The organism is Sorangium sp. So ce295, from assembly GCF_051527405.1.
GTDB lineage: Bacteria > Myxococcota_A > Polyangia > Polyangiales > Polyangiaceae > Sorangium > Sorangium cellulosum_B.
Genome location: NZ_CP150324.1, coordinates 1,124,578 through 1,145,416, shown reverse-complemented (window position 1 = coordinate 1,145,416; position 20,839 = coordinate 1,124,578). Strand labels below are relative to the sequence as shown.

Here is a 20,839-nt window from a genome sequence, read left to right as displayed (position 1 = left end):
CGTCGCGGCGAGGTGCCGGCAGCGCGCCTGGATCTTCCGAGGCGCGCTGCCCCGGGTCACACTGCGGTGTAGCCGCCGTCCACGGTCAGCTGCGTGCCGGTCATGTACGACGACCAGTCGGACAGCAGGAAGACCGCCGGTCGAGCGATCTCGTCTGCGTGCGCGTACCGCTTCATCAGCGTGGCCGCGCCGAAGGCGTCGAGCACCTGCTCGCCGCTTTGCATATGATCCCAGATCTCGGTCTCCACCGGGCCGGGCAGGATGGCGTTGACGCGAATCTTGTCCGCCGCGTAGTCGATGGCCGCAGACTTGGTGAGGCCGAGGATCGCGTGCTTGGTCGCGGCGTAGACGCCGAACCCGGGCGCAGAGACCGTGGAGGCGATCGAGCCGCAGTTGACGATCGAGCCGCCGCCGCCCTTCTTCATGACGGGCACTTGATACCTCATGCACAGATAGATGCTGTGCAGGTTGACCTGCATGAGAGCGAGGTAATCGGCGACCGGCACGTCCGCGAGCGGCCCGAGCGCGGTGGCGATACCGGCGTTGTTGAAGACGCTGTCCAGCCGCCCATGGACCTCCACGGTGCGCTCGATCAGAGCGTGGATGTCCGCCTCGACGGTGACGTCGGTGCGGACGAACAGCGCGTTTCCACCCTCCACCTTGATGCGGGCCGCGAGCGCGTCGCCCATCTCCTGGCGTCGCGCGGCCAGCACCACCTTGGCGCCGGCCCGCGCCGCCGCGATCGCCGTCGCGGCCCCGATTCCCGATGTGGCCCCGGTGATCAAAACGACTTTATTGCTGAGCATGGTAATCTCAACTCCGTGTAATAAGGATTGGAATGGTTCGAGAGACTGGCTGTCTTTAGCTGACGGGACGACGGCGAAGAGGAGCCGCCCGAGGGGCCGCCGGTGCTCGTCGCGCCGCGGGCTCGCCTTGACGAGCTCGAGGCCGTCCAAGCGTTCGCGCTGGCGTGCCACCGAGGATAGCCCGCGCGAAGCCATTCCGACCTATCAAGAATTTTCCGCCAACGACGACCGGCAGTTGGCATAACGTACAAGAAGTACGATCCACTGATCCGCGTACAAATACCAACAGATCCAACGAGTTCACTCGGATATGTAATATTGTCTACATTACGCTGGCGACGCCGTCAGATTTCAGCGCTGCCCGATTCTATTTGGCGAGGGCGGGAACGGCAAGAGCGCGGGGATCAACCTCGTGAGGGCGATGTTTCCGCCGGAAGCACTCGCGAGCCTTCCGCCGCAACGGTGGACGGAGCGATTTGCGCTGTCTGCGCCGCCGGCGTCGCGGTACTTGGCGCGGGCGATGACCATGCGGACGTGGCTCGGGCGCCGCCAGGCGAGCCCGGCGACCGCTCGTCATCGACCGGTGTTTATGGCGGGATCTCTGACACGCGGAACTAGCGACAGATGCCCGTGACGCAGTTCTGTCCGTCGGTGCAGACGGTGCCGCACGCTCCGCAGTTGCTCTCATCGTTGCTGAGATTCACGCATCGGTTGCCGCAGTACGCCAGCCCCGCGTTGCACGTGCACTCGCCAGCGGTGCAGAACGAGCCGCCGCCGCACGTGTTGCCGCACGCCCCGCAGTTGAACTGATCGAGGTTCGTGTTGACGCAAAGCGGATCGCAGTAGGTCTGCCCCGCCAGCGGGCATGTGCAGGCGCCGGCCTGGCAGGTCGAGCCCGCTTTGCAGGTGGTGCCGCAAGCCCCACAGTTCATGCTGTCCGTCTGCGTATCGACGCACGCGGGATCACAGAACGTCTGGGTCGGGGGACACGGAGATTCGCTGGCCCCACCCTGTCCCCCCGAGCCGTCGAGGCCACCTTGCCCCCCCGCCCCGCCGGTGCCACCCGCCCCGCCGTCACCGCTCCCGCCTTGCCCTCCGGCCCCCCCGAGCCCGCCGGTGCCGCCGGTGCCGCCCGCGCCGCCGGTGCCGCCCGCGCCTCCATCACCGCTCCCGCCTTGCCCTCCAGCGCCCCCGAGCCCGCCCGTGCCCCCCTGCACGTCTCCACCACTCCCCGCGTTCCCGCCGGTAGCGCTACCGGTGCTCGTGGTGGTGGAGCCTGACGTGGCGCTCGCCTCCGCCTGGGTGCTCTCGCCGCCGCTACATCCGACCATCGGTGCCGAACAGACGGCCACGCCCGCCAGCCAACCCAGGATCCCCATGTTCACGCGCGCACGATGCATGTCGTCCTCCAGATGTAAGAGGTAAGTGGAGTCGTGCCAACATCACGGCTTGCTCTGGGCAGCTTCGACGACTCCCATGGACCGCTGTCGCTGCGGATAGCGCGCGCGGCTCAGCTTTTTCTCATCTCGGGTCCGAAAGAACGACTGCCTCTGTTCGGAGCACCACGGAGAGAGCCCAGGACGAGCCCTTCCCCCGAAGCGTCGCGTCCCCCATCCCAGGTGTGCCCGCATCGCTGTAGGACACATGAGCCTCGACACCGGACGACCGGCCCCGTTCTTCGCACGGCGTAGGGGCGCTCGACTCCCACGCTTGCGACACCGCGACCGTATCGGTCCACGATCAGGGTCGGCGACGCACATGCGGCGATGGGCGCTGCGCCTGGGGCAGGCTTGGCTCCCTCTCCCGATTCGGCAGCAGCGTAGCGGCTACCGTGCGTGCCCGGGAGGGGATCCCCCAGAGCTCGAGCATGGCCTGCTGAGCAGCGCGCGGCGCTGCTCAGCAGCCATTCTCCATCTACTCCTCGTCGTCACTCTCCATCTCGGTGTTCGGCGTCGGCCGGGAGACATCGTCTTCCTGCCGCAACCCCGAGTACACAATGAAGCATCCCGCGATCGGCAATAGCCAACTCAGCGCGCTTTGCAGGAGCTTCTGGTCGCGCGAGTACAGATCGCTCCGCCACAGGCGCACCGTGATGAACACCTGGGCGAGGATCGCCGCGGCGACTGTCGTCCACGCGAGGATCGAACACATGACGTGCAGCGTAGCCGCCATCCGTCTCACGCGCCCCGTCGAGCACGTCCAGCGGGCTCAGCCGGCGTCTTGGCCGGGATCCAGCGGCGCGCCGCCGGCCGCGCGCGGCCGCCTCCGGTAACGCAGCCGGCTCACCGGCAGCCCGTCGGCGATCGCGTGGTGCTCGCGGGGGCTCCTCGCGCCGTAGGGGTTCTCGGCGAGGTGCGGCGAGCCGGGCGCGTCGCCCGCCGGCTCGAACGCGGGGTGCGCGCCGATCTGCTCGGCGTAGAGCGCGCCGCGCTCCTCGACGTCGGTCTGCACGAAGAGCTCGCCGCCGTCCATGAGCAGGCGCGCGAGGCTGTCGAGCAGCGCCGGGCCCATCACGAGCCGCTTCGTGTGGCGCTTCTTCCACCACGGATCCGGGAAGTGCAGGAAAAACCGCGCGATCGACGCGTCGGGGCGGAGCCGCGCGAGCGCCTCGCGCGCGTCGGCGTTGAGCGCCCGCACGCGGCCGCCGAGGCCGCCCTTCCTCAGGCGCCCGTCGACGATCGCCGACCACTTCAGGCGGATCTCCAGCCCGAGCAGCCGCGCCTCGGGGCTCGCCGCCGCGCGCTCGAACAGGAAGCCGCCGCGGCCGGGGCCGATCTCGATCTCGACGGGGCCGGCGCCCGGGATCAAGGCGTCGATGGAGACGTCGTCGCCGTCAGGGAAGCGAGGCGCGTCGGCGTAGGGGTGGTTCGGGCGCGGCTGGAAGACCATGGAGCCCCGGCGCTCTACCAAATGCCGGCCGCCCCCGCGCGGGAAATCCGCCGGCCACCCGGCGCGGGAAATCGCTGTCCCCCGGCGGCACGGTGGTATGCGTCGGGCCCCATGGCGGCACCTCCGGCCCCCTCCCGGCTGCGCGCCCTCGCCGCGCGCGCCCTCCCCTATGCGCCCGCCCTCGCCGCGAGCGGCGCGCTCGGCGCGCTCTGCGTCAGGGCGATCCTTGCGCAGGCCGGGCGCCCGGCCCTGCCGCTCGACGACGCGTTCATCCACATGCAGTACGCCCGGCGGCTCGCCGAGGGCGGCCTCTTCAGCTTCGTCGCCGGCGAGGGCTACTCGAGCGGCGCCACCAGCCTGCTCTGGCCCGTGCTGCTCGCCCCCTTCCACGCGCTCGGCCTGCGCGATCTCTCGCTCGTCTATGCGGTCTGGGCGCTCGGGCTCGTGTTCCACGCGGCGCTCGCCGTCGAGACCGCGCGCCTCGCACGCCCCCTCGCCGGCCCCGCGGCCGCCGCCGGCGCGGGCGCGATGTGCGCCGGGTTCGCCGCGTTCGCGTGGTTCGCCTGGAGCGGGATGGAGACGGTCGCCTTCGCCTGGATCCTCACCCGCACCGCCCGTCTGGCAGCGGCGCTCTGCGAGCCGGCACCGCCAGAGGCCGCCACGGACAGCGCGGCCCCCGCGGAGCCACCCGGCGCGCCCGCGCAGCCGCCCACCGCCTCCATCGCCCGCTCCCTCGCGCTCTGCGGCTTCGTCGCGCCCCTGCTCCGCCCGGAGGGCGCGCTCGCCTCCCTGCTCGCCGCGATCGCGCTCGCCCTGTGGGCGTCACGCGCTGTGGCTCCAGCGCTGCTCCCGGCGCCGCCCCTCTCCGCTCCATCCCCCTCCCGCAGCGGCGCTCTCTGGCACACCGCGCACACCGCGCACACCGCGCACTCCGCGCACTCCGCGCGCTCCGCCGGGCGCCTGCTCGCCCTCGCGCCGCTCCTCGGTCCGCTCGTCGTCCCGGCCTTGAACCTGCTGCTCGCGGGCCACCCGACCTCATCGACGACGTCCGTCAAGTGGCTGATCGGCAACCCCAACTACGACGGACCGACGCTCAGGGCCGCGCTCCTCGACAACGTCCGGCTGCTCGTGACCGACGTGATCGACGGCGGCCAGTGGACGGCCGTCTTCCTCCCCGAGGGCTCCGCCGCCGTCATCGCCCTCGGCGCCGTCGCGCTCGCCGTGGCAGCGTACCGGAGGGGCCGCCCAGCGCACGCCGCGATCGTGGGCGCCCTCGCGCTCGGCGCGCTGCTGCCCTGCACGTACCTCAGCTTCCTCTGGAACCGCGTGCGGTACGTCTGGCCCTTCGCGCCGGCGTGGATCGTCATGGCCGCCTGCCTCGCGCGCGAGCTCGGCGACGCCGCCCGGCGGCTCCGGCCCTCGCTCCACTACGTGACGCCCCTCCTCGCCGGCGCGTTCGCCGGCGCCCTCGCCGCGCGGCTGCCGTGGGCCATCGGCGACCTCGCCAACTCCGCCCGCGCCATCGATCGGCAGCAGGTCTGGCTCGGCCGCTGGGCCGCGCAGCACCTGCCGGAGGACGCCAGGATCGGCGTCAACGACACGGGCGCGCTCGCCTACTTCAGCGGCCGCAGGACCTTCGACGTCGTGGGCCTGACCACCGAGGGCGAGGCGCGCTACTGGGTGGCCGGCGCCGGCTCCAGGTTCGAGCACTACGAGAGGCTGCCCCCGGAGCGCCGGCCGACCCACTTCATCGTCTACCCGCACTGGATGGCGTGCCCGCCGGTGCTGGGCCGCGCGCTGGTCGACGCCACCGTCGAGGACCAGGCCATCCTCGGCGGCACCACGATGATCGCCTACGAGGCGCGCTGGGACCTCCTCGGCTCAGGGGCGCTGCCGGTGCGGTCCGTGCCCGGCGAGCGCATCCTCGACGAGCTCGACGTCTCGGACCTCGAGTCCGAGGCGGCGCACGCCTATGCGCTCGATCCGCTCGCGGACCAGCGCAACATGGCGATCGCGCTCGCCGCGCCGGAGAGCAGCGCGCCAGGGGAGCTCGACCTCACGCGCACGGAGCTCGCGGACGGTGGCCGCTACCACCGGACCGCCGATCGCTTCGTCGCCCACCTCGCGGCGCCCCCCGCCGAGGCGCGCCTCGTGCTCCGGGTGGCCTCGGACGAGGGCGCCGAGCTCGCCGTCTCCGTGGCGGGCGAGGCGATCGGCGCCATCGACGTGCCGCGTGGACCGTGGGTGGAGCGGGCGCTGCCCCTCCCCGCCGCGCGCCTCTCCACGCCGGCCCCCATCGCGATCACCCTGCGCCGCGGGGCTGGATTCCACGCCTTCCATTACTGGATCACCGGGCGCTGACCGCCGGCCCCCGGCGCCGCCCGCTCATCGGGGAACACCACACCTTCTCACATCGACTCCGATCGAGTCGCGCCCCGGGTGCAGCTCCCGCTCCCAAGCTGCCTCTCGAGAGTCGAGAGCGCGCCGGCGGGCTCGCGGAGCTCCACGTCGAGCGTTCAGGACAGGCGTTGACGCACCCGGGTATTCGTGTAACATCGGGATGTTCGCGCAATACAGCAAGTCAGCGAACAGATCCGTCGCAGACTCGTGGGGGAGACCGGGCAGCGCGCGCCCGCTGGCGCCGCCGCGCACCGCCATGGCCGGCGGTCCAGCCGTGCTCCAGGACCTCGGGCCACCGGCACGCCGGCTCGCCCCGATCCCGTGCGCCCTGCCCGGCGCTCGAACGTGGGGAATCGATGCGCAAGTCGGCTTTGCTCCTCTGCTCGCTGCTATGCCCTCTCGGGGCGGCGGGCTCTTCCTGGGCGCAGACCCCGGGGGGCGAGGCGCTGGCCAGCGGTGATGACGGCGGTCAGGGGCAGTTCCTCTCGCTCGATCTCGAGGAGCTGCTCAACGTGAAGGTCTCGTCGACTGGCTTCTTCGAGACCGAGAGCAAGACGTCGACCGGTCAGGCGCGCCTCTATGATGCGCGGACGCTGAAGCTCTACGCCGTCCGCTCGCTCGACGACCTCTTGCAAGCCCACCAGCCCGGCGTCCTGATCGGCGAGCACGAGCGCACCTCGCGCCTCATCGGCGTGCGCGGCGTGCTCATCGACAACAACGCCAAGACGCTCGTCATGGTCGACGGCGTGAACACGAACATGCGCGCCCATTTCGGCGCCATCGGGAGCACGCTGGCCGTGCCCCTCACCGGAGACATCGAGCGGGTCGAGGTGATCCTCGGCCCCGGCGCCATCGTCCACGGCTCCGGCGCGATCAGCGGCTTCGTCAACGTCCTCAGGCCCACGGGGATCACCCGCCCCGGGCTCTGGGGCAAGGCGTCGTATGCCTCCGGAGACACGCGCACCCTGGAGGTCAGCTACGGCGGCCTGCTCAGCGAGAAGCACAACGCCGATTGCTTCCTCTACTTCGGTCACGCCGACAACGAAGGAGAGCTGCCCCAGGCGCCCCGGCCGAACACGGCAGAGCTGTACGGGAAGGACTACGCGGACGTCACGGCGTCTCCCTTCCTGCACCACACGCGCGTCAACGCCCTCGGCGAGCCGAGCTACAAGGGCTTCGGCCGCTTCCGCTACGGCTCCGAGCGCAGCCCCGTCAGCGTCGATCTGCGGCTCGACTACGCGCAGACGTCGATGATGGGCAACGCCCCGAACAGGGGCATGACCCGCGAGCAGCTCGCGGGCCAGTGGTCCGACAGCAACACCGGCCATGTGCGGCAGAGGACGTTCGCCGTCACGCCGGAGATCCACGTCCACCTGTCCAGGCAGCACAAGGTCGAGCTGGTCCCGACCTTCTCGGCCTTCGAGACGGCCCTCGTCCCGGCCGACTGGGTCGCAGGCGAGATGGCGAAGGCGTCCAATCCGGTCCCGGGCGCAGGGCTCCTGCCGGTCGGGGGCCTCGGCGAGGAGCACCGGGACATCAAGGCGGTCTACAAGACGACGGCGCTGCCGAACAGCCAGCTCGCGATCGGCGCGTCGGCGAGCCACAAGCGCTTCAACGGCCAGAGATCCCGCTGGGGACGGCTCTACGGGACCGCCTTCGAGTCCCCGGAGAGCTTCTCATGGACCGAGCTCGCCGCCTTCGGCGAGAGCACGGCCACCTTCCACGATCTCACCGTCTCCGCGGGCCTGCGCTTCGATCACACCGAGTTTGGAGAGCTGAACCTCCGCGGGGGCCTCTCGCGCGAGCCCGAGCCGGTGGACAGCCCCTCCTACCGCGTCGCGGCCGCCTACGCGATCAGCGACACGCAGAACGTCAAGCTGTCCTACCAGAAGGGCTTCCGCTTCCCGGACGCCGCTTACTTCAACTGGCTCGAGCGATTCAACGCCGCCTTCGAGGACGAGCCCATCGCGCCGCTGCCCTCGCTCGTTCCGGAGTCCTCCCACCTCGTGGAGCTCGACTATGTCGTGGGCCTGCTCGACGAGCGCCTCGCCCTCGACGTCGCGGTCTTCTATGAGCGCTACAGGAATACCCTCGGCTGGGTGTTGTGGGATCGGGTGCGGCCCGAGGACTTCGAGGACCACGTGGCCCAGAACCCCAGGCACCCGGCCGTGGGCGGCTGGTGGGGCAGCTTCGCGAACAGCACCGCGGACGTCGACGCCCTCGGCGGCGAGATCGGCGCGATCGCCGACCTCGGCGGCGGGTTCGCGGGGGACCTCTGGTACAGCGTGTCGAAGCCGTTCGGCGCCGAGAGCGACCTCAACATCCTGACCAACTGGGACGGCGAGACCTGGGCCAACTACCCCATCCACCTCGTCAAAGGCCACCTGAGCTACAGCGCCAGCCGGTTCACCGCCGGGCTCGCCGCGACCTTCCGGACTGGCATGAACAGCCACGGCTCCAGGGACGCGCCCGCCCACGACACGGACGAGCTGCCGCCGAGAGATCGGCTGGCGGCGCGATCGGCGTTCAACCTCGACGCCTCTGTGTCCTTCTCGCCGATCGAGCGCGTCTGGGTCTCCGTGTTCGGCAAGAACCTCACCTTCAACAAGATCCCTCCACCCTCCTACGCCTCGCACCGGCTGATCATCACCACCGGTCGCCCCTACGTGGGCGCCTCGGTCGAGGCGTCTTACTGACGCCGCCGGCCCGGGCGGGAAGGCGGCGCGCGCGGGAAGGCGGCCCAAGCGCACGACAGCGACAGCAGAACCGACATCAGAAATCTCCTGACACCGCGCAGCCCGATACGAATGCACCTCCCCGGCGTCTGCCCTTGTGATAAATCGAGGACACCTTGTCCGAAGCAATGAGCCAGGTTCACGATCTGCTCGACGACACCCCGGACAAGGGCCTGCGCGAGAGGGCCGTTGTCGATTTCCTGCTCTTCGACATGGGCGCGGTGACGTTCGCGGTGAGGGCGCAGCAGGTGGAAGAGGTGATCGCGTGGCGCGCCCCCTTGCCGCTGCCGCGCACCGACCCCCGGGTGATGGGCATCCTCCAGGACCGGGGGAGGATCATCGTGATCCTGTCGCCCTTCCTCGCGGAGCCGGCGGCTACCCCGCTCCGCATCGTCGTCTGCCGCGCTGCGCGCGGCTACCTGGGATTGCCCGCCGGCAAGACGCGGTGTGTCGCCGCGGTCGAGGTGTTCGGGGAGCCCGTGCCGAACGCTCTCGTCGACACCAGCGAGGGAGCAGTGACCTTCCTCGACGTGACCCACCTGGTCGACGCTCCCGGCGTTGCGCCTCGGCCCTTCGTGGCGACGCGCGAAGCTCAGGGCATCTGGTCGAATCCATGAGCGTTCCGAGCTCCCGATCCCCTGCGCCCAGGGCCAGACAGCCGCTCGATTCGGCCGATGAGGCGTCCCCGGCGAGCGCGGCCCCGCTGTCGCGGTCGCCGGCGAGCGCGCCGGCGAGCACGCCGGCGAGCACGTTGACAACCGCGCCGGCGAACCCGCCTGTGCTGGTGATCGACGACAGCGAGATCGCCCGAGAAGAGGTGTCTCGCGTGCTGCGCTCTGCCGGTTTTCAGGTGCTCGCGCTCCCCTCCCCCATCGGGGCGACGCAGGCCATCGTGCGGCACCAGGTGCGCATCGTCGTCCTCGACGTCTTCATGCCCACCATCCGTGGGGACCGGCTGCTCACCCTGTTCCGGAAGAACCAGCGGCTCGGGCAGCTCAGCGTCATCCTGATGTCCGGACACTCCGAGCGGGAGCTCGAGCAGCTGAAGCTGGAGGTCCAGGCGGACGCGGTCCTCTCGAAGCGCCACCTCGAGCGTCTGCCGGCCCTGGTCCAGCGGCTCGCCGGCAAGGAACGCTGACGTGGGGACCGCGGTCGCCTGATGCCACGCCCGTCGAGGATCCGTCCGCGATCGTACAGAGCTCGCCAGCGGAACATGGTGTCTCCGATCTCGTCGATTCGAATGCTGATGGCCGCGGCCCTCCTCACGACCGTGAGCACCGAGAGCCACTCTGCCGCCTCCGTCCCCTACGAGCTGCGGGGCGCCATCCTCCTGCGCTCGATCGGCTACGAGAGCGGGTTCGCGAGCCGCGCGGGCACGGCCGTGCTCGCGGTCGTCGGGGCGGAGTCGGGCGCGAGCGCGGAGGACGCGAGCGCGATGGCGGCCGTGCTCTCCAGGCTGGCCGCGAAGACGACCGTGGCCAAGCGGCCGGCGTCCGTCCTGCGCGTGACGTACAGCGGAAGGGCCCAGCTGCAGGAGGCGCTGCGCGCCGCCGGCGCCGAGGTGGTCTATGTGGCGCGCGGGCTCGCCGCGGCCATCCCGGACATCCCGTCGCGCGAGGGAGCCGTCGTCCGCATCGTCGTGTGCGGCGACGGCGACGACACGAAGCGCGGCTGCGCCGTCGCCGTGGGGCTCTCGGGCGCCAAGCCCGAGCTCCTGCTGAACGTGAAGCACGCCAACGCCGTCGGCCTCCGCTTCGACCCGCAGCTCCTCCGCCTCGCCCGCATCGTCGACTGAGGCCCTCGCGGCGTCCGTCACCGGACACCGCGCATCGCCGCTCGCAGGTTCACGGCTCACGGTTCACGACTCGCGATCTCCCATCGCCCATCCAGCGCCCCCCCGTTCAGCGTCCGCCATCGCTGCCCCTCACCCGCCATGCTCTACTTTCGCTCTATCCGCTGGAAGATCGCCGCCCTCGTCGCGTCGGTGGCCATCGTGCTGTCGGCGCTCGATCTGTGGCTGATCCCCGAGCACGCAGCGCGTGCGAGCGAGGCCGAGCTGCGCGAGCGCGCCGGGATCCTCGCGACCATGCTGAAGGAGCCCATCGGCGTGGCCATGGACCTCGAGCAGCCGCCGGAGACCTTCCCGGACACCCTGCGCACCGCGATGACCGATCCCCTGGTGAGCTGGGTGTCGGTCTACGACGCGAGGGGGCAGCGCATCGCCGCGATCGGCGCGGCGCAGGCGCCCGAGGGCGCGCGGGGCCGGGGCGACGCGGGCGTCGTCGTCAGCGAGGCCCCGATCCGGTCGCGGAACGGCGATCGCCAGCTCGGGACGCTGGCCGTCGGGCTGCGCAGCGACCGGATCGCCGAGCGCCGCGCCGACGCGCGCAGGACGATCGCCCTGCAATCGGCGGGGATCGCGCTGCTCGGCCTGGGCCTCGCCTGGGTCATCTCGGCGCGCATGACGCGCTCGATGGCGCACATCAAGGAGGCGGCGGACCGGATCGCCCGCGGCGACGTCTCGGCCCGGCTGTCCCTCAGGATCTCGGACGACGAGCTCGGGGACATGGCCAGCGCGTTCGAGCGGATGAACACCCAGCTGCGCGAGCTCCAGGAGACGGCCGCGCGGGTCGCGGGCGGCGATTTCACCTGCAAGATCACCGGCGACGGGGAGCTGTTCGCCGCGTTCCGCTCCATGGTGACGAGCCTCCAGGAGCTCGCCTCGCGGATCGGCAACACCTCGGCGGAGGTCGCGTCGGCCGCCGCCGGCATGTTCTCGTCGGTGCGCGAGCAGGAGACGAGCGCGAGCCAGCAGAACGCGGCGCTCGAGGAGATCCGGCGGACCGTCGAGGCCCTGACCGCCAGCGCGGATCACATCGCGAAGGACGCGGCCACGGTGCACGAGACGGCGCAGCGGAGCCTCGTCAGCGTCCAGCACACGGCGGAGCAGACGCGCCTCGTCAGCTCCCACTCGGACCGCATCGGCGAGATCCTGTCCTTGATCCAGAGCATCGCCGACAAGTCGGACCTGCTCGCGCTCAACGCCGCGCTCGAGGGCACGAAGGCCGGCGAGGTGGGGCGCGGGTTCTCGCTCGTGGCCGCCGAGATGCGCCGCCTGTCCGAGCACGTCATGGACTCGGTGCGCGACATCCGGAAGCTCGTGGCGAACATGCACGCGGCCTCCCACGCGTCCGTGCTCGCGACCGAGGACGGGATCAAGCTGGCCCGCGACACGGCCGCGGCCGCCGCGCAGATCTCGGACGCGGTGGACCACCAGCGCGAGGGGACGGCGCGGGTCAAGACGGCGATCGTCAACATCGTCGGGGCGGTGAACGACACGCTGACGAGCAGCGTGGCCGCGACGCGCTCGGCCGAGTCGCTGCTCCAGCTGTCGCACGTGCTCAAGACGACGGCGAAGGCCTTCCGGGTCAAGCCGCCGGGGGCGAGGGCCGGCAAGCCCGAGAGCGCGGAGGCGGACGCGGATGAGGAGCCGGGCTGATCTCGTCGCCGCCTTCCGCCGGACCATGCCCGACCGCGTGGCCCAGGCGACGGACCTGTGGCTCGGCTACGAGCAGGGCCAGAGCGGCAACCTGCAGGTGCTGCGCCGGCTCCTGCACACGCTGAAGGGCGAGGCGCACATGCTGGAGCTCGCCGCGTGCGGCGACCTGGCCGAGCTGGCGGAGGACGTCATCGACGCGGTGCGGGGCGGCGCGCGCCCCACGCAGCTCACCGGCGACAGCCTCCTCGGCGCGCTGGAGGGGCTAGGGCTCCTGTCGGCGAGCCCCGACGCCGAGGCCGCGCGCGAGCTCGAGATCGTGAAGGAGACCCTCCGCGCCGCGCGCGCGGAGCTCGGCGGCGGCGGCCCGCCCGCCGGCGAGCTCGCGCCGCCGCTCGCGCCGGCGCTCGTACCGCCGCTCGTGCCGGCGTCTGATTCCGTGCACGAGAGCGTCCTGCCGCCGCGGCTGGACCCGCCCGACGCGCCGCCCGACCCCGCCCAGCCGACCGCCCGCGCGGCCCTCGACGCCGAGGCCGTCGGGGCGCTCTTGCAGGAGCTCCAGCGGCTCCACGGCGAGCGGGAGGTCATCCAGCGGCGACTTCGCGAGTCCCAGCGCATGCTCCGCGCGCTGCTCGTCGAGATCGACCCCCGCGGCGCGGACGTGGATCGATTCGGGGAGCGCATCGCGAAGACGCTCGGCTATGGCGCGGAGATCGAGCGCCTCCTGAGCGCCGTCCGGGCGGACTGGTCCAGCAACGAGTTCGCGGCGGGGCGCGCGCTCGACGAGCTCGACGAGGTGGTCCGGAGGGCGTCGGTCGTGCGCACCGAGCGCCTGCTGAACCAGGTGTCGCTCGCCGCCCGGAGCGCGGCGCGCATGCTGGGCAAGGACGTCGAGGCGCGGGTCGAGGGGACGGGGCTGCTCGACGCGGCCGTGGAGCGCCGCCTCGAGCCGGCGCTGCTGCACCTCGTGCGCAACGCCATCGACCACGGGATCGAGCCGGCGGACGTCCGGGCGCGCCGCGGCAAGCCCGCGCGCGGGACGGTGGCGGTGACCGTGGTCCAGACCGACGCCGCCGTGCGGGTCGAGGTGAAGGACGACGGCGGCGGGGTCGACTTCGCCCGCCTGCGCGAGGTGCTCGCGCCGTCGGTCCCGGGCGCCTCGACCCTCGACGACGCCGAGCTCATCCCGTACCTGTTCGCGCACGGGCTCACGACGAGCCGCAGCGTCGGCGCGATCTCGGGCCGGGGCGTCGGGCTCGACATCGTGGCGCGCGAGATCGGCGCGCTGGGCGGGCAGGTACGGGTCGACTCGAAGCCCGGGCTCGGCACGACGATCGTGCTCGTGGTGCCGAAGAACCTGCACGGCGAGGAGGTGGTCCCCGTCTCCAGCGGGCGCTTCCGGTGCGCGGTGCCCACGCACGCCGTGCACTCGGTCGTGCTGCTGGAGGACGAGGAGCTCCTGCGCGCCCCCGACGGGCCGCGCGTGCGCCTGACCAGCGGCGCCTGCGCGGAGCTCGCGCCGCTGTACGCGCTCGGGGCGGTGCTCGGCGACGGAGGCCAGCCCGCGCCCGGGGACGCGGCGCTCGTGCTGCACCACGCCGCTGGCCTGTTCGCGGTGAGCGTGGACGGCTACGAGAACCCCCGGCTTGTCGCGCTCGTGCGCTCGGAGGAGATGCCCCTCACCTCGCCGCTCGTGCGCGGGGTGGCGCCGACGGCGGACGGCGAGGCGATGCTGCTCCTCGACGTGGAGCGGCTGTTCGCGTACGCCCGGCAGGCGCCGGGAAACGCGCCCTTCACGGCCGCCGCCGACCAGAAGCGGGAGCCGCTCGCGCTGGTCGTGGAGGACGCGCCCGTCGCGCGGGAGCTGCTCTGCGGCATCCTGCGGTCGATGGGGCTCCGCGTGGAGGAGGCGAGCGACGGGCGGGAGGGGCTCGCGCGGGCGCGCGCGGCGCCGCCCGACGTGGTGCTGACCGATCTGGAGATGCCCTACCTGAGCGGCCTGGAGATGGTGGCGGAGCTCAGGCGCTCGCCCGGGCTCGCCCGGGTGCCGGTCGTGGTGCTGACGACGGCGGCGCAGGAGCAGAGCGAGGCCGCGCTGCGCGGGCTCGGCGTGCGGGCGGTGCTGTCGAAGCAGCGGTTCGTCGAGGAGGAGCTGCGCCGGATCATCGCGGCCAGCCTGGGGGGCGCGTGACGGCGGGCACGTCGAGCGCCCTCGCGGCCGTCACTTCTCCGCGGAGGCCGCCGGCAGCGCGACGGAGATCTCGACGCGCCCCGGGGGCAGCTTGGTCTCCCCGAGCGCGGCGGCCGCGGGGTCGTGCTCGGCGTGCCCCACCGCCGACAGCCGGGCCCCTGCCACCGCGCACTTGTCCTGGAGCGTCTGCGTGACGGTCGCCGCCCGGACGGCGGAGAGCTCCCACGGCGTCGGATAGGCGGCCTGCAAGGGGGCCGGCACCGAGGCCGGAGGACCGCTGACCGCGCCGACGCGCAGCGGCGCCTGGCCGCCGCCGCTCGCGGACAGCGCGCCCGAGACCTGGCACAGGAGGGCCTGCCCCTGCGGGCTCACATCGACCGTGTTGGGGAGGAACACCGCGCCCTCTGAGAGCGCGACGAACGCCTGCCCCTCCGCGACCGCGACCGCCGCGACCCCTTTCTTGACGTGCTTGTCGAGCTTCCCCGCGAGCTCCGCCTTGAGCTGCCCGACCCGCTCGGCGCCCGACTTCTTCGCGGCCTCGGTCTGCTGCCGCTCCGCCTCGCCCTTCTGGATCTGCGCCGTCTTCGCCTCGAGCTCCCCGCGCACCTGGCTCAGCGTCTGTTCGAGCTCTTTGGCCCTCTGGTTCGACTTCCGCTGCTCCTCCAGCAAGAGCACGTGAGCGCGGTGAAGCGGGACGTAATATGCCGCCACGAACGCGGCGGCCGCGACGAGGAGGAGCGCCGGCATCACGCGCATCCAGCGTCGGAAGCTGGACGATCCAGCGCTGTTGCCGGCCGCGATCGCCTCATCCGCGATGTTCATGACTGCCTCCATGCTCCGCCGCCATCGCGGGCGAGAATACCGGCATGGCGAGGATCTCGCCAGCGCAACGGGTCACAGCGTTACGGCTCACACCTCACTCATTGCAAAAATCCGCACCGTCTCGAAAGCACGCCGAGGCTCATGTCGGTGTGTACGGTGCGCTCGCGCCGTGGCATCCTCGGGGACGCAAGGGAGGACTTTGTATGAAACCGCCGCCCCTTCCGGCCAGGCGCCCGGCGCCGCCCGTTCCGGCAACCGATGATCGCGAGAGTCTCTGGCACGTCGCGATCGCGCCTGACGACATCAAGGTGCTCACGTTGGACAAGCTCGACGATCTGTTCCGTCTCGACGTGATCGACGAGACGACGAAGATTTGGCGCCCTGGCATGGCCGCCTGGCAGCCGCTCGGCGTCGTGGCGGGAATCGAGCCGACGCCCCCCGAGCCGGCGCAGGTCCAGGGTCCTCCGCCGAGCACGGCGCGCCGGGGCCCGCCTCCGCCGCCCCCGCGCGCCCCCGGGCGGCGGAACATGGACTCCGATCATCCGACGCCGGTGGCGTCGCCCATGTCCTCCACGATGCCGCTCGGCGCCCCGATGCCGCTCGGCGCCCCGATGTCGCTCGGCGACACGATGCCGCTCCGAGCGCTGGACGACAGCTCGCCTCACCTCGTGACGCGGACCGAGGTGCAGGCGCCGCCCGCGGCGATGCTCGCGGCGTCTCGGCCCACCTCGCCGCCGTGGATGCCGGAGGCGCGGGAACCGGAGTTGTTCAACGAGGCGACCTACGCGGCGCCCCGCGCGCGCGACACGGGCCGGGTGCAGCGCCTGACGCTCGCGCTGTCGGTCATCGCGGGGCTGGTCGTGACGCTCTACCGCAATGACGTCCTCCTCGACGCCGCGCGCTCCTCCGGGCATCAGGGCGTGTATCTGAAGGTCGAGACCGCGCTCGGCGGGCCCGGCTTCGGGACCCCGCGCTCGATCGAGAAGCTCGACGTGTCCGCACAGCCGGCGCCGACGAAGTAACCCCACCAAGATCCAGCGCTCCATCGAGCGCCGCGCGACACGCGACACGCGACGTCGCGAGATCGGCCGCGCTGCGACGCTCGGCCGTCCTGGCACAGCGACCCAGACACGAAGGCCGCCGAGGCGCAAGCGACGCCACGAGCGCGAGCGCAGCCATGTCCGCGCCAGGAACGACACAGTGGCTCGTTCACGCACAATGTCACCCACCGACATCGCCAACATCGCAAATCAACGTTGTCAGTGCGAGCGAGCTCCACATTTGCTATAGTAAAGACCTTACTCTAATCGGGGAGGGCCCTACCGGATGTCTCGCAATCCCCGGTTGTATGCCGAGATTTACCCAGCGCGTCCGCCACGCCGTGGCGCGGTGGGATCGGGTCAGCACCGACATTTAAAAATCCCGTGAACGAGACAGGGAGGTAGTCCTATGTCGCCCTTTATCTCACGCAACCTGGCTGTTGTTCTGGCTCAAGTTGGTTTGCTCACCACGGCTTCGTGGAGCCTCACCGGATGTGGCCAGGCGGCTCCCCCGGACGAGCCGCTCGAATCCGATGCTCAGGCCCTCGTCGCCGAGGAGGCCGAGGATCCCGGCGATGGCGACGAGGCGTGCTCCGGCGAGGAGCCGACCTTCACCTCGCGCGAGATCGTGCGGGATCTCTCGTTTCCGATGCGGATCGTCTTGGGACCGGATGGCTACCTGTGGCTCACCGAGCGCACCGGGAAGCGGGTCGTGCGCGTGAGGCCGGAGGACGGCCTTCAGAAGACCGCGATCACCATCCCGGAGGCGTTCCAGTCGGGAGGTCAGGACGGGCTGCTGGCCCTGGCGCTGCACCCGGATCTGCTCAAGCACAAAGGGAAGGACTACGTGTACGTCTCCTTCACCTACAACGTCGCGGCAGATCCGGCGGTGGACCGCAGGACGAAGATCCGCCGCTACACGTACAACCGGGTGACCGAGACCCTCGGAAACCCTGTCGACGTCATCACGGGCCTGCCGGGGAGCGACGATCACAACTCCGCGCGGCTCCTGTTCGGGCCCGATGGGAAGCTCTATTACACCATCGGAGATCAGGGGAACAACCAGTTCGCCAGGATGTGCAACCCCATCCGCGCGCAGGAGCTGCCGACGGCGGCCGAGGTCGCGGCGCACGACTGGCAGAAATACGTCGGCAAGATCCTGCGCTTGAACGTCGATGGCTCGATCCCGAAGGACAACCCGAAGATCGACGGGGTCCGCAGCCATATTTACTCCTACGGCCATCGCAACGCGCAGGGCCTCACGTTCGGCCGGGGCGGCAAGCTCTACGCGAACGAGCACGGGCCGAAGAGCGACGACGAGCTGAACCTCATCCAGCCCGGCAACAACTATGGCTGGCCGTACGTCGCCGGCTACCAGGACGACCAGGCGTACACGTACGACAACTGGTCGGCCTCGAGCCCGACGCCGTGCAACGAGCTCTCCTGGAGCGACTTCGCTCCTCCCCCGTCCGTGCCGCGGCAGCTGGAGAGCGCCTTCAGCCACCCGGACTTCAAGGAGCCGCTCCTCACCTTCTACACCGTCCCCAACGACTACGTCTTCTTCGACTGGGCGTGCGGGTTCACCCAGTACATCTGCTGGCCGACCATCGCGCCCTCCTCGCTCCACTACTACCCTGCCGGGCACGGCATCCCCGGGTGGGATCACACTCTCTTGATGACCTCCCTCAAGAAGGGCGCCGTGTACAAGGTGAAGCTGAGCCCGAACGGGAAGACCGTGGAGGGCGAGCCCACCGTCCTCTTCCAGACCACGAACCGGTACCGCGATCTCGCGATGAGCCCGGACCGCAAGACCTTCTACATCATCACGGACACCACGGGGAACACGAGCGGACCGACCGGCGGCGTCACGACGGTCCTGGACAACCCGGGGGCGATCCTCGAGTTCAAGTACACGACATCGCACTGAGCCAGCACCGGAGTCGGGGGGCCTGCGTCGTGCCGGCGCAGGCCCGCGCCCGACTGGCCCCCTGACGGGGCGCTTCGCTCAGTTCCAGAGCCGCGCGACGAGGCCGTGGGTGGGAAACGTCTGCCGGATGCCGGACACGAGCAGCTTGCCGTCGGTCGAGAGCGTCATCGACTGCACGAAATCCTCTTCTCCGAGGAAGAGCGCCTGAACGCCCTTGTCGCCGAACGTCGGATCGAGCGCGCCGTCCGGCAGGAAGCGTGCGAGGGTGGGCTGGTTGGCCTCGCGCGGCCCCACGTTGCCCGCGACCACGATGCGGCCGTCGGGCTGGAGCGCCATGTCGACCGCGTCGCCGCCCGCGAGGCCGGCCAGCGCGAAGCCGTCCTCCCCGAAGGTCGGGTCGAGCCGGCCGTCGGCGTCGATGCTCACCACGAGGAAGTCGCTCGACCCCGCCTCGGTGCTCCGGGCGCCCACGAGGACGCTGCCATTGGGCTGGACGACCACGGCCACCGGCTCCTGCTGACCGGGCCTCGTGACCGTCAGCTGCCCCAGCCCGCTGACCGCGCCGTTCGCGGCGAGCGACACCAGCACGATGTCCCGGTCGCCGCCCAGCTCCGCCCAGCCGGCCACCAGCACCGAGCCGTCCGGACGTGCCGCCAGCGCCGTGCCCGCGCTCGGGCCGACGCCAAGCGGCGCGATCCACCCGACCGTGGCGAACTTGTTGTCGAGGTAGCCGTACGTCGGGTTGATCGCCGCGACGAACAGCTGCCCATCGCGCTCGCCGGTCACGAAGAGCTGCTCGGAGGCCGACAGATCCATGGCCGCCACGTGCTCGTCGCCGCCGAGATCGATCAGGCCCTTGCCCGTGTTGGCCGAGTCGATGTTGTCCTGCGCCCCGTTGTCCCGGTAGCGCAGGAAGGCGATGTCGTCCGTGGCCTCCCCGCTGGCGTAGCCGGCGAGGAAGACGGTGCCGTTGATGAGGCGCGTGATGCCGCGGAGCTCCTGGTATTTCGTGCAATTGCAGAAGCTGCTCGTCACGCGGCCGCCCGCGAACGCGGGATCGAGCGCGCCGTCGCGGAGCAGGCGGAAGCCCTCGAGCTTCGACGCGCCGACGCCGCTGACGCTGTTGCCGGCGGTCAGGATCTGCCCCGACGCCCCCTGCCGGATGTCGTGGAGCCCTCCGCCGTCCGAGGCGAGGTTCCACGAGGTGATGCCCGCCGCGCCGAAGCTCTCGTCGAGCGTGCCGGGCTTGCCCGTGACCACGGCGCGCGCGCTGTCGGTGCGCGTCGTCCGGCCGGAGGTGGCGATGAGGTCGAGGTCGAACGCCGTGCCCAGCGTGAGCGCGCCGGAGGCGCCGACCTCCAGCCTGCCCGCGCTGCTGCCGGGCGGGATGGTGATCGGATCCGCGACGAGGCCGGCGGGCGCCGCCTGCACGTCGACCACGACCGGCTCATCGAAGCCGCCGATGCGGGTGATCGCGACGTGGACGTGATTGACGCCGTTGTAAGGGACATCGACCGAGTCCGCCAGGATCGCGAACGTGAAGTCGCCCTCGGCCTGGCCCCCCTGCCCGCCGCCTCCGTCGGCCGTCCCCCCGCCGGAACCAGAGGGGGACGAGGACGACGAGGCGCCGCCGCCGGCGCCCGAGTCGAGCGACACGTCCTCGATGCCGAGGAGCGCCTCGCAGCCGAGGAGCGCCGCGGCGCCCCCCAGGAGCGCCGCGCGGGCCGCCACGCGGGCCAGGGCGGCGGTTCTTCGATGGGTTGTGCTGTTCACGGCCCGCCAGGCTAGGTCACCCGCGGGACGACGTCGAGACGGCGGCCGCATCGCGGGCCAGCCCGCGCGCAGGCGCTCAGTGCAGCTGCGCAGGGCGCGTCCTCGACAGGCCCCGAGGTCAATCGACAAACCTGCCACCTGTCAGGAAGGACGTCACCGGTGAAACGCGACAGAAACCGAGGCATCGCCCCGCGCCAGCTAAAGCGCAATCCTGGCGCACAAGCGCAAACGATGCGCGCGGGCTCCTCGCCTTCGCCGCTCCTCCCGTCCGTGGTTGCTCGCGGAGCCAACGCTCGGCGGCCCCATGGGCGAGAAAGTCGATTTCGCCATGGCGGCCGAGCACGCCGCTTGAAATGCCACCGACGAACCGGTAGAGTTCGTCCCCCGAAGGAGGGTCTCAATGACCAGACCCCAAGTATATCTCGCCCTCAAGGCATCCGGGAATGCACGCTTCGTCGTAGAGAGCGTGTCTGCGAACCTGGGCGACGCGCCAGGAGCTGGCGCGGAGTACGTCGGCGAAACGGATAGGCTTCGCATTCCTGACGAATTCGTCGCTAGGTACATCGATATTCGTGTCCGTGTCCGGACGATCTCCGGGCCCGCCCAGATCACGCTCTACGCGTGGTCCTCAATGCTGGAAGACGACGCACGGACGCCGCAACGAGACGAGCGCTGGCGCGCTATCGCCACCAAGATCGTCAACAAGACATCTGCCACAGTTCTGGAGGGCAGCTTTGATCCTCGGGAGATAAACCTTTGA

Annotated in this window: 16 protein-coding genes; 10 read left to right on the top strand and 6 right to left on the bottom strand. The window is 71.1% G+C overall.

The features are described from left to right. Positions 1-56 precede the first annotated feature (56 nt). From WMF11_RS04340 to trmB, 4 genes are all read right to left on the bottom strand, one after another. The gene (locus WMF11_RS04340) at positions 57-977 is read right to left on the bottom strand and encodes an SDR family NAD(P)-dependent oxidoreductase (protein ID WP_437976529.1); all 921 of its coding nucleotides are present in this window, start codon (positions 975-977) and stop codon (positions 57-59) included. A gap of 443 nt (positions 978-1,420) precedes the next feature. After that, the gene (locus tag WMF11_RS04335) at positions 1,421-2,137 is read right to left on the bottom strand and encodes an MXAN_6577-like cysteine-rich protein (protein WP_437976528.1); all 717 of its coding nucleotides are present in this window, start codon (positions 2,135-2,137) and stop codon (positions 1,421-1,423) included. A 583-nt stretch (positions 2,138-2,720) separates the two neighbouring features. Further along, positions 2,721-2,957 (bottom strand): hypothetical protein, encoded by a 237-nt coding sequence (locus tag WMF11_RS04330; protein ID WP_437976527.1) that lies wholly within the window; start codon positions 2,955-2,957, stop codon positions 2,721-2,723. A gap of 57 nt (positions 2,958-3,014) precedes the next feature. Continuing rightward, positions 3,015-3,695: a tRNA (guanine(46)-N(7))-methyltransferase TrmB gene (gene trmB / locus WMF11_RS04325; protein ID WP_437976526.1), complete on the bottom strand. Its 681-nt coding sequence runs from the start codon at positions 3,693-3,695 to the stop codon at positions 3,015-3,017. Positions 3,696-3,806: 111 nt separating this feature from the next. Here trmB and WMF11_RS04320 point away from each other — a divergent pair, with 111 nt between their 5' ends. From WMF11_RS04320 to WMF11_RS04290, 7 genes are all read left to right on the top strand, one after another. After that, entirely contained in the window at positions 3,807-6,056 is a 2,250-nt protein-coding gene (locus tag WMF11_RS04320; protein ID WP_437976525.1) for a hypothetical protein, read from the top strand. Between the two features lie 395 nt (positions 6,057-6,451). Further along, entirely contained in the window at positions 6,452-8,791 is a 2,340-nt protein-coding gene (locus WMF11_RS04315; RefSeq protein WP_437976524.1) for a TonB-dependent receptor, read from the top strand. Between the two features lie 155 nt (positions 8,792-8,946). After that, positions 8,947-9,447, top strand: coding sequence for a chemotaxis protein CheW (locus WMF11_RS04310; RefSeq protein ID WP_437976523.1), 501 nt, complete (start codon positions 8,947-8,949; stop codon positions 9,445-9,447). Beyond that, positions 9,444-9,968, top strand: a complete 525-nt coding sequence (locus WMF11_RS04305) for a response regulator (RefSeq protein ID WP_437976522.1) — start codon at positions 9,444-9,446, stop codon at positions 9,966-9,968. Before WMF11_RS04310 ends, WMF11_RS04305 begins: the two co-directional genes overlap by 4 nt. Positions 9,969-10,043: 75 nt before the next feature. Next, positions 10,044-10,625: a YfiR family protein gene (locus WMF11_RS04300; protein WP_437549630.1), complete on the top strand. Its 582-nt coding sequence runs from the start codon at positions 10,044-10,046 to the stop codon at positions 10,623-10,625. Positions 10,626-10,763: 138 nt separating this feature from the next. Continuing rightward, positions 10,764-12,329, top strand: a complete 1,566-nt coding sequence (locus tag WMF11_RS04295; protein ID WP_437976521.1) for a methyl-accepting chemotaxis protein — start codon at positions 10,764-10,766, stop codon at positions 12,327-12,329. After that, positions 12,313-14,517 (top strand): hybrid sensor histidine kinase/response regulator, encoded by a 2,205-nt coding sequence (locus tag WMF11_RS04290; RefSeq protein ID WP_437976520.1) that lies wholly within the window; start codon positions 12,313-12,315, stop codon positions 14,515-14,517. The genes WMF11_RS04295 and WMF11_RS04290 overlap by 17 nt, the downstream gene beginning before the upstream one ends. A gap of 30 nt (positions 14,518-14,547) precedes the next feature. Here WMF11_RS04290 and WMF11_RS04285 read toward each other — a convergent pair whose 3' ends face one another. Further along, positions 14,548-15,339, bottom strand: a complete 792-nt coding sequence (locus WMF11_RS04285; protein WP_437976519.1) for an OmpA/MotB family protein — start codon at positions 15,337-15,339, stop codon at positions 14,548-14,550. A 203-nt stretch (positions 15,340-15,542) separates the two neighbouring features. Here WMF11_RS04285 and WMF11_RS04280 point away from each other — a divergent pair, with 203 nt between their 5' ends. Both WMF11_RS04280 and WMF11_RS04275 read left to right on the top strand, forming a co-directional pair. Then, on the top strand, positions 15,543-16,361 hold the full coding sequence (locus tag WMF11_RS04280; protein WP_437976518.1) for a DUF4339 domain-containing protein: 819 nt from the start codon (positions 15,543-15,545) through the stop codon (positions 16,359-16,361). Between the two features lie 478 nt (positions 16,362-16,839). Further along, positions 16,840-18,306, top strand: coding sequence for a glucose/sorbosone family PQQ-dependent dehydrogenase (locus tag WMF11_RS04275; protein ID WP_437976517.1), 1,467 nt, complete (start codon positions 16,840-16,842; stop codon positions 18,304-18,306). A gap of 78 nt (positions 18,307-18,384) precedes the next feature. Here WMF11_RS04275 and WMF11_RS04270 read toward each other — a convergent pair whose 3' ends face one another. Further along, a complete protein-coding gene (locus tag WMF11_RS04270; protein WP_437976516.1) occupies positions 18,385-20,079 on the bottom strand; it encodes a delta-60 repeat domain-containing protein in 1,695 nt (564 codons plus the stop codon). Positions 20,080-20,479: 400 nt separating this feature from the next. Here WMF11_RS04270 and WMF11_RS04265 point away from each other — a divergent pair, with 400 nt between their 5' ends. Beyond that, positions 20,480-20,839: a hypothetical protein gene (locus tag WMF11_RS04265; protein WP_437976515.1), complete on the top strand. Its 360-nt coding sequence runs from the start codon at positions 20,480-20,482 to the stop codon at positions 20,837-20,839.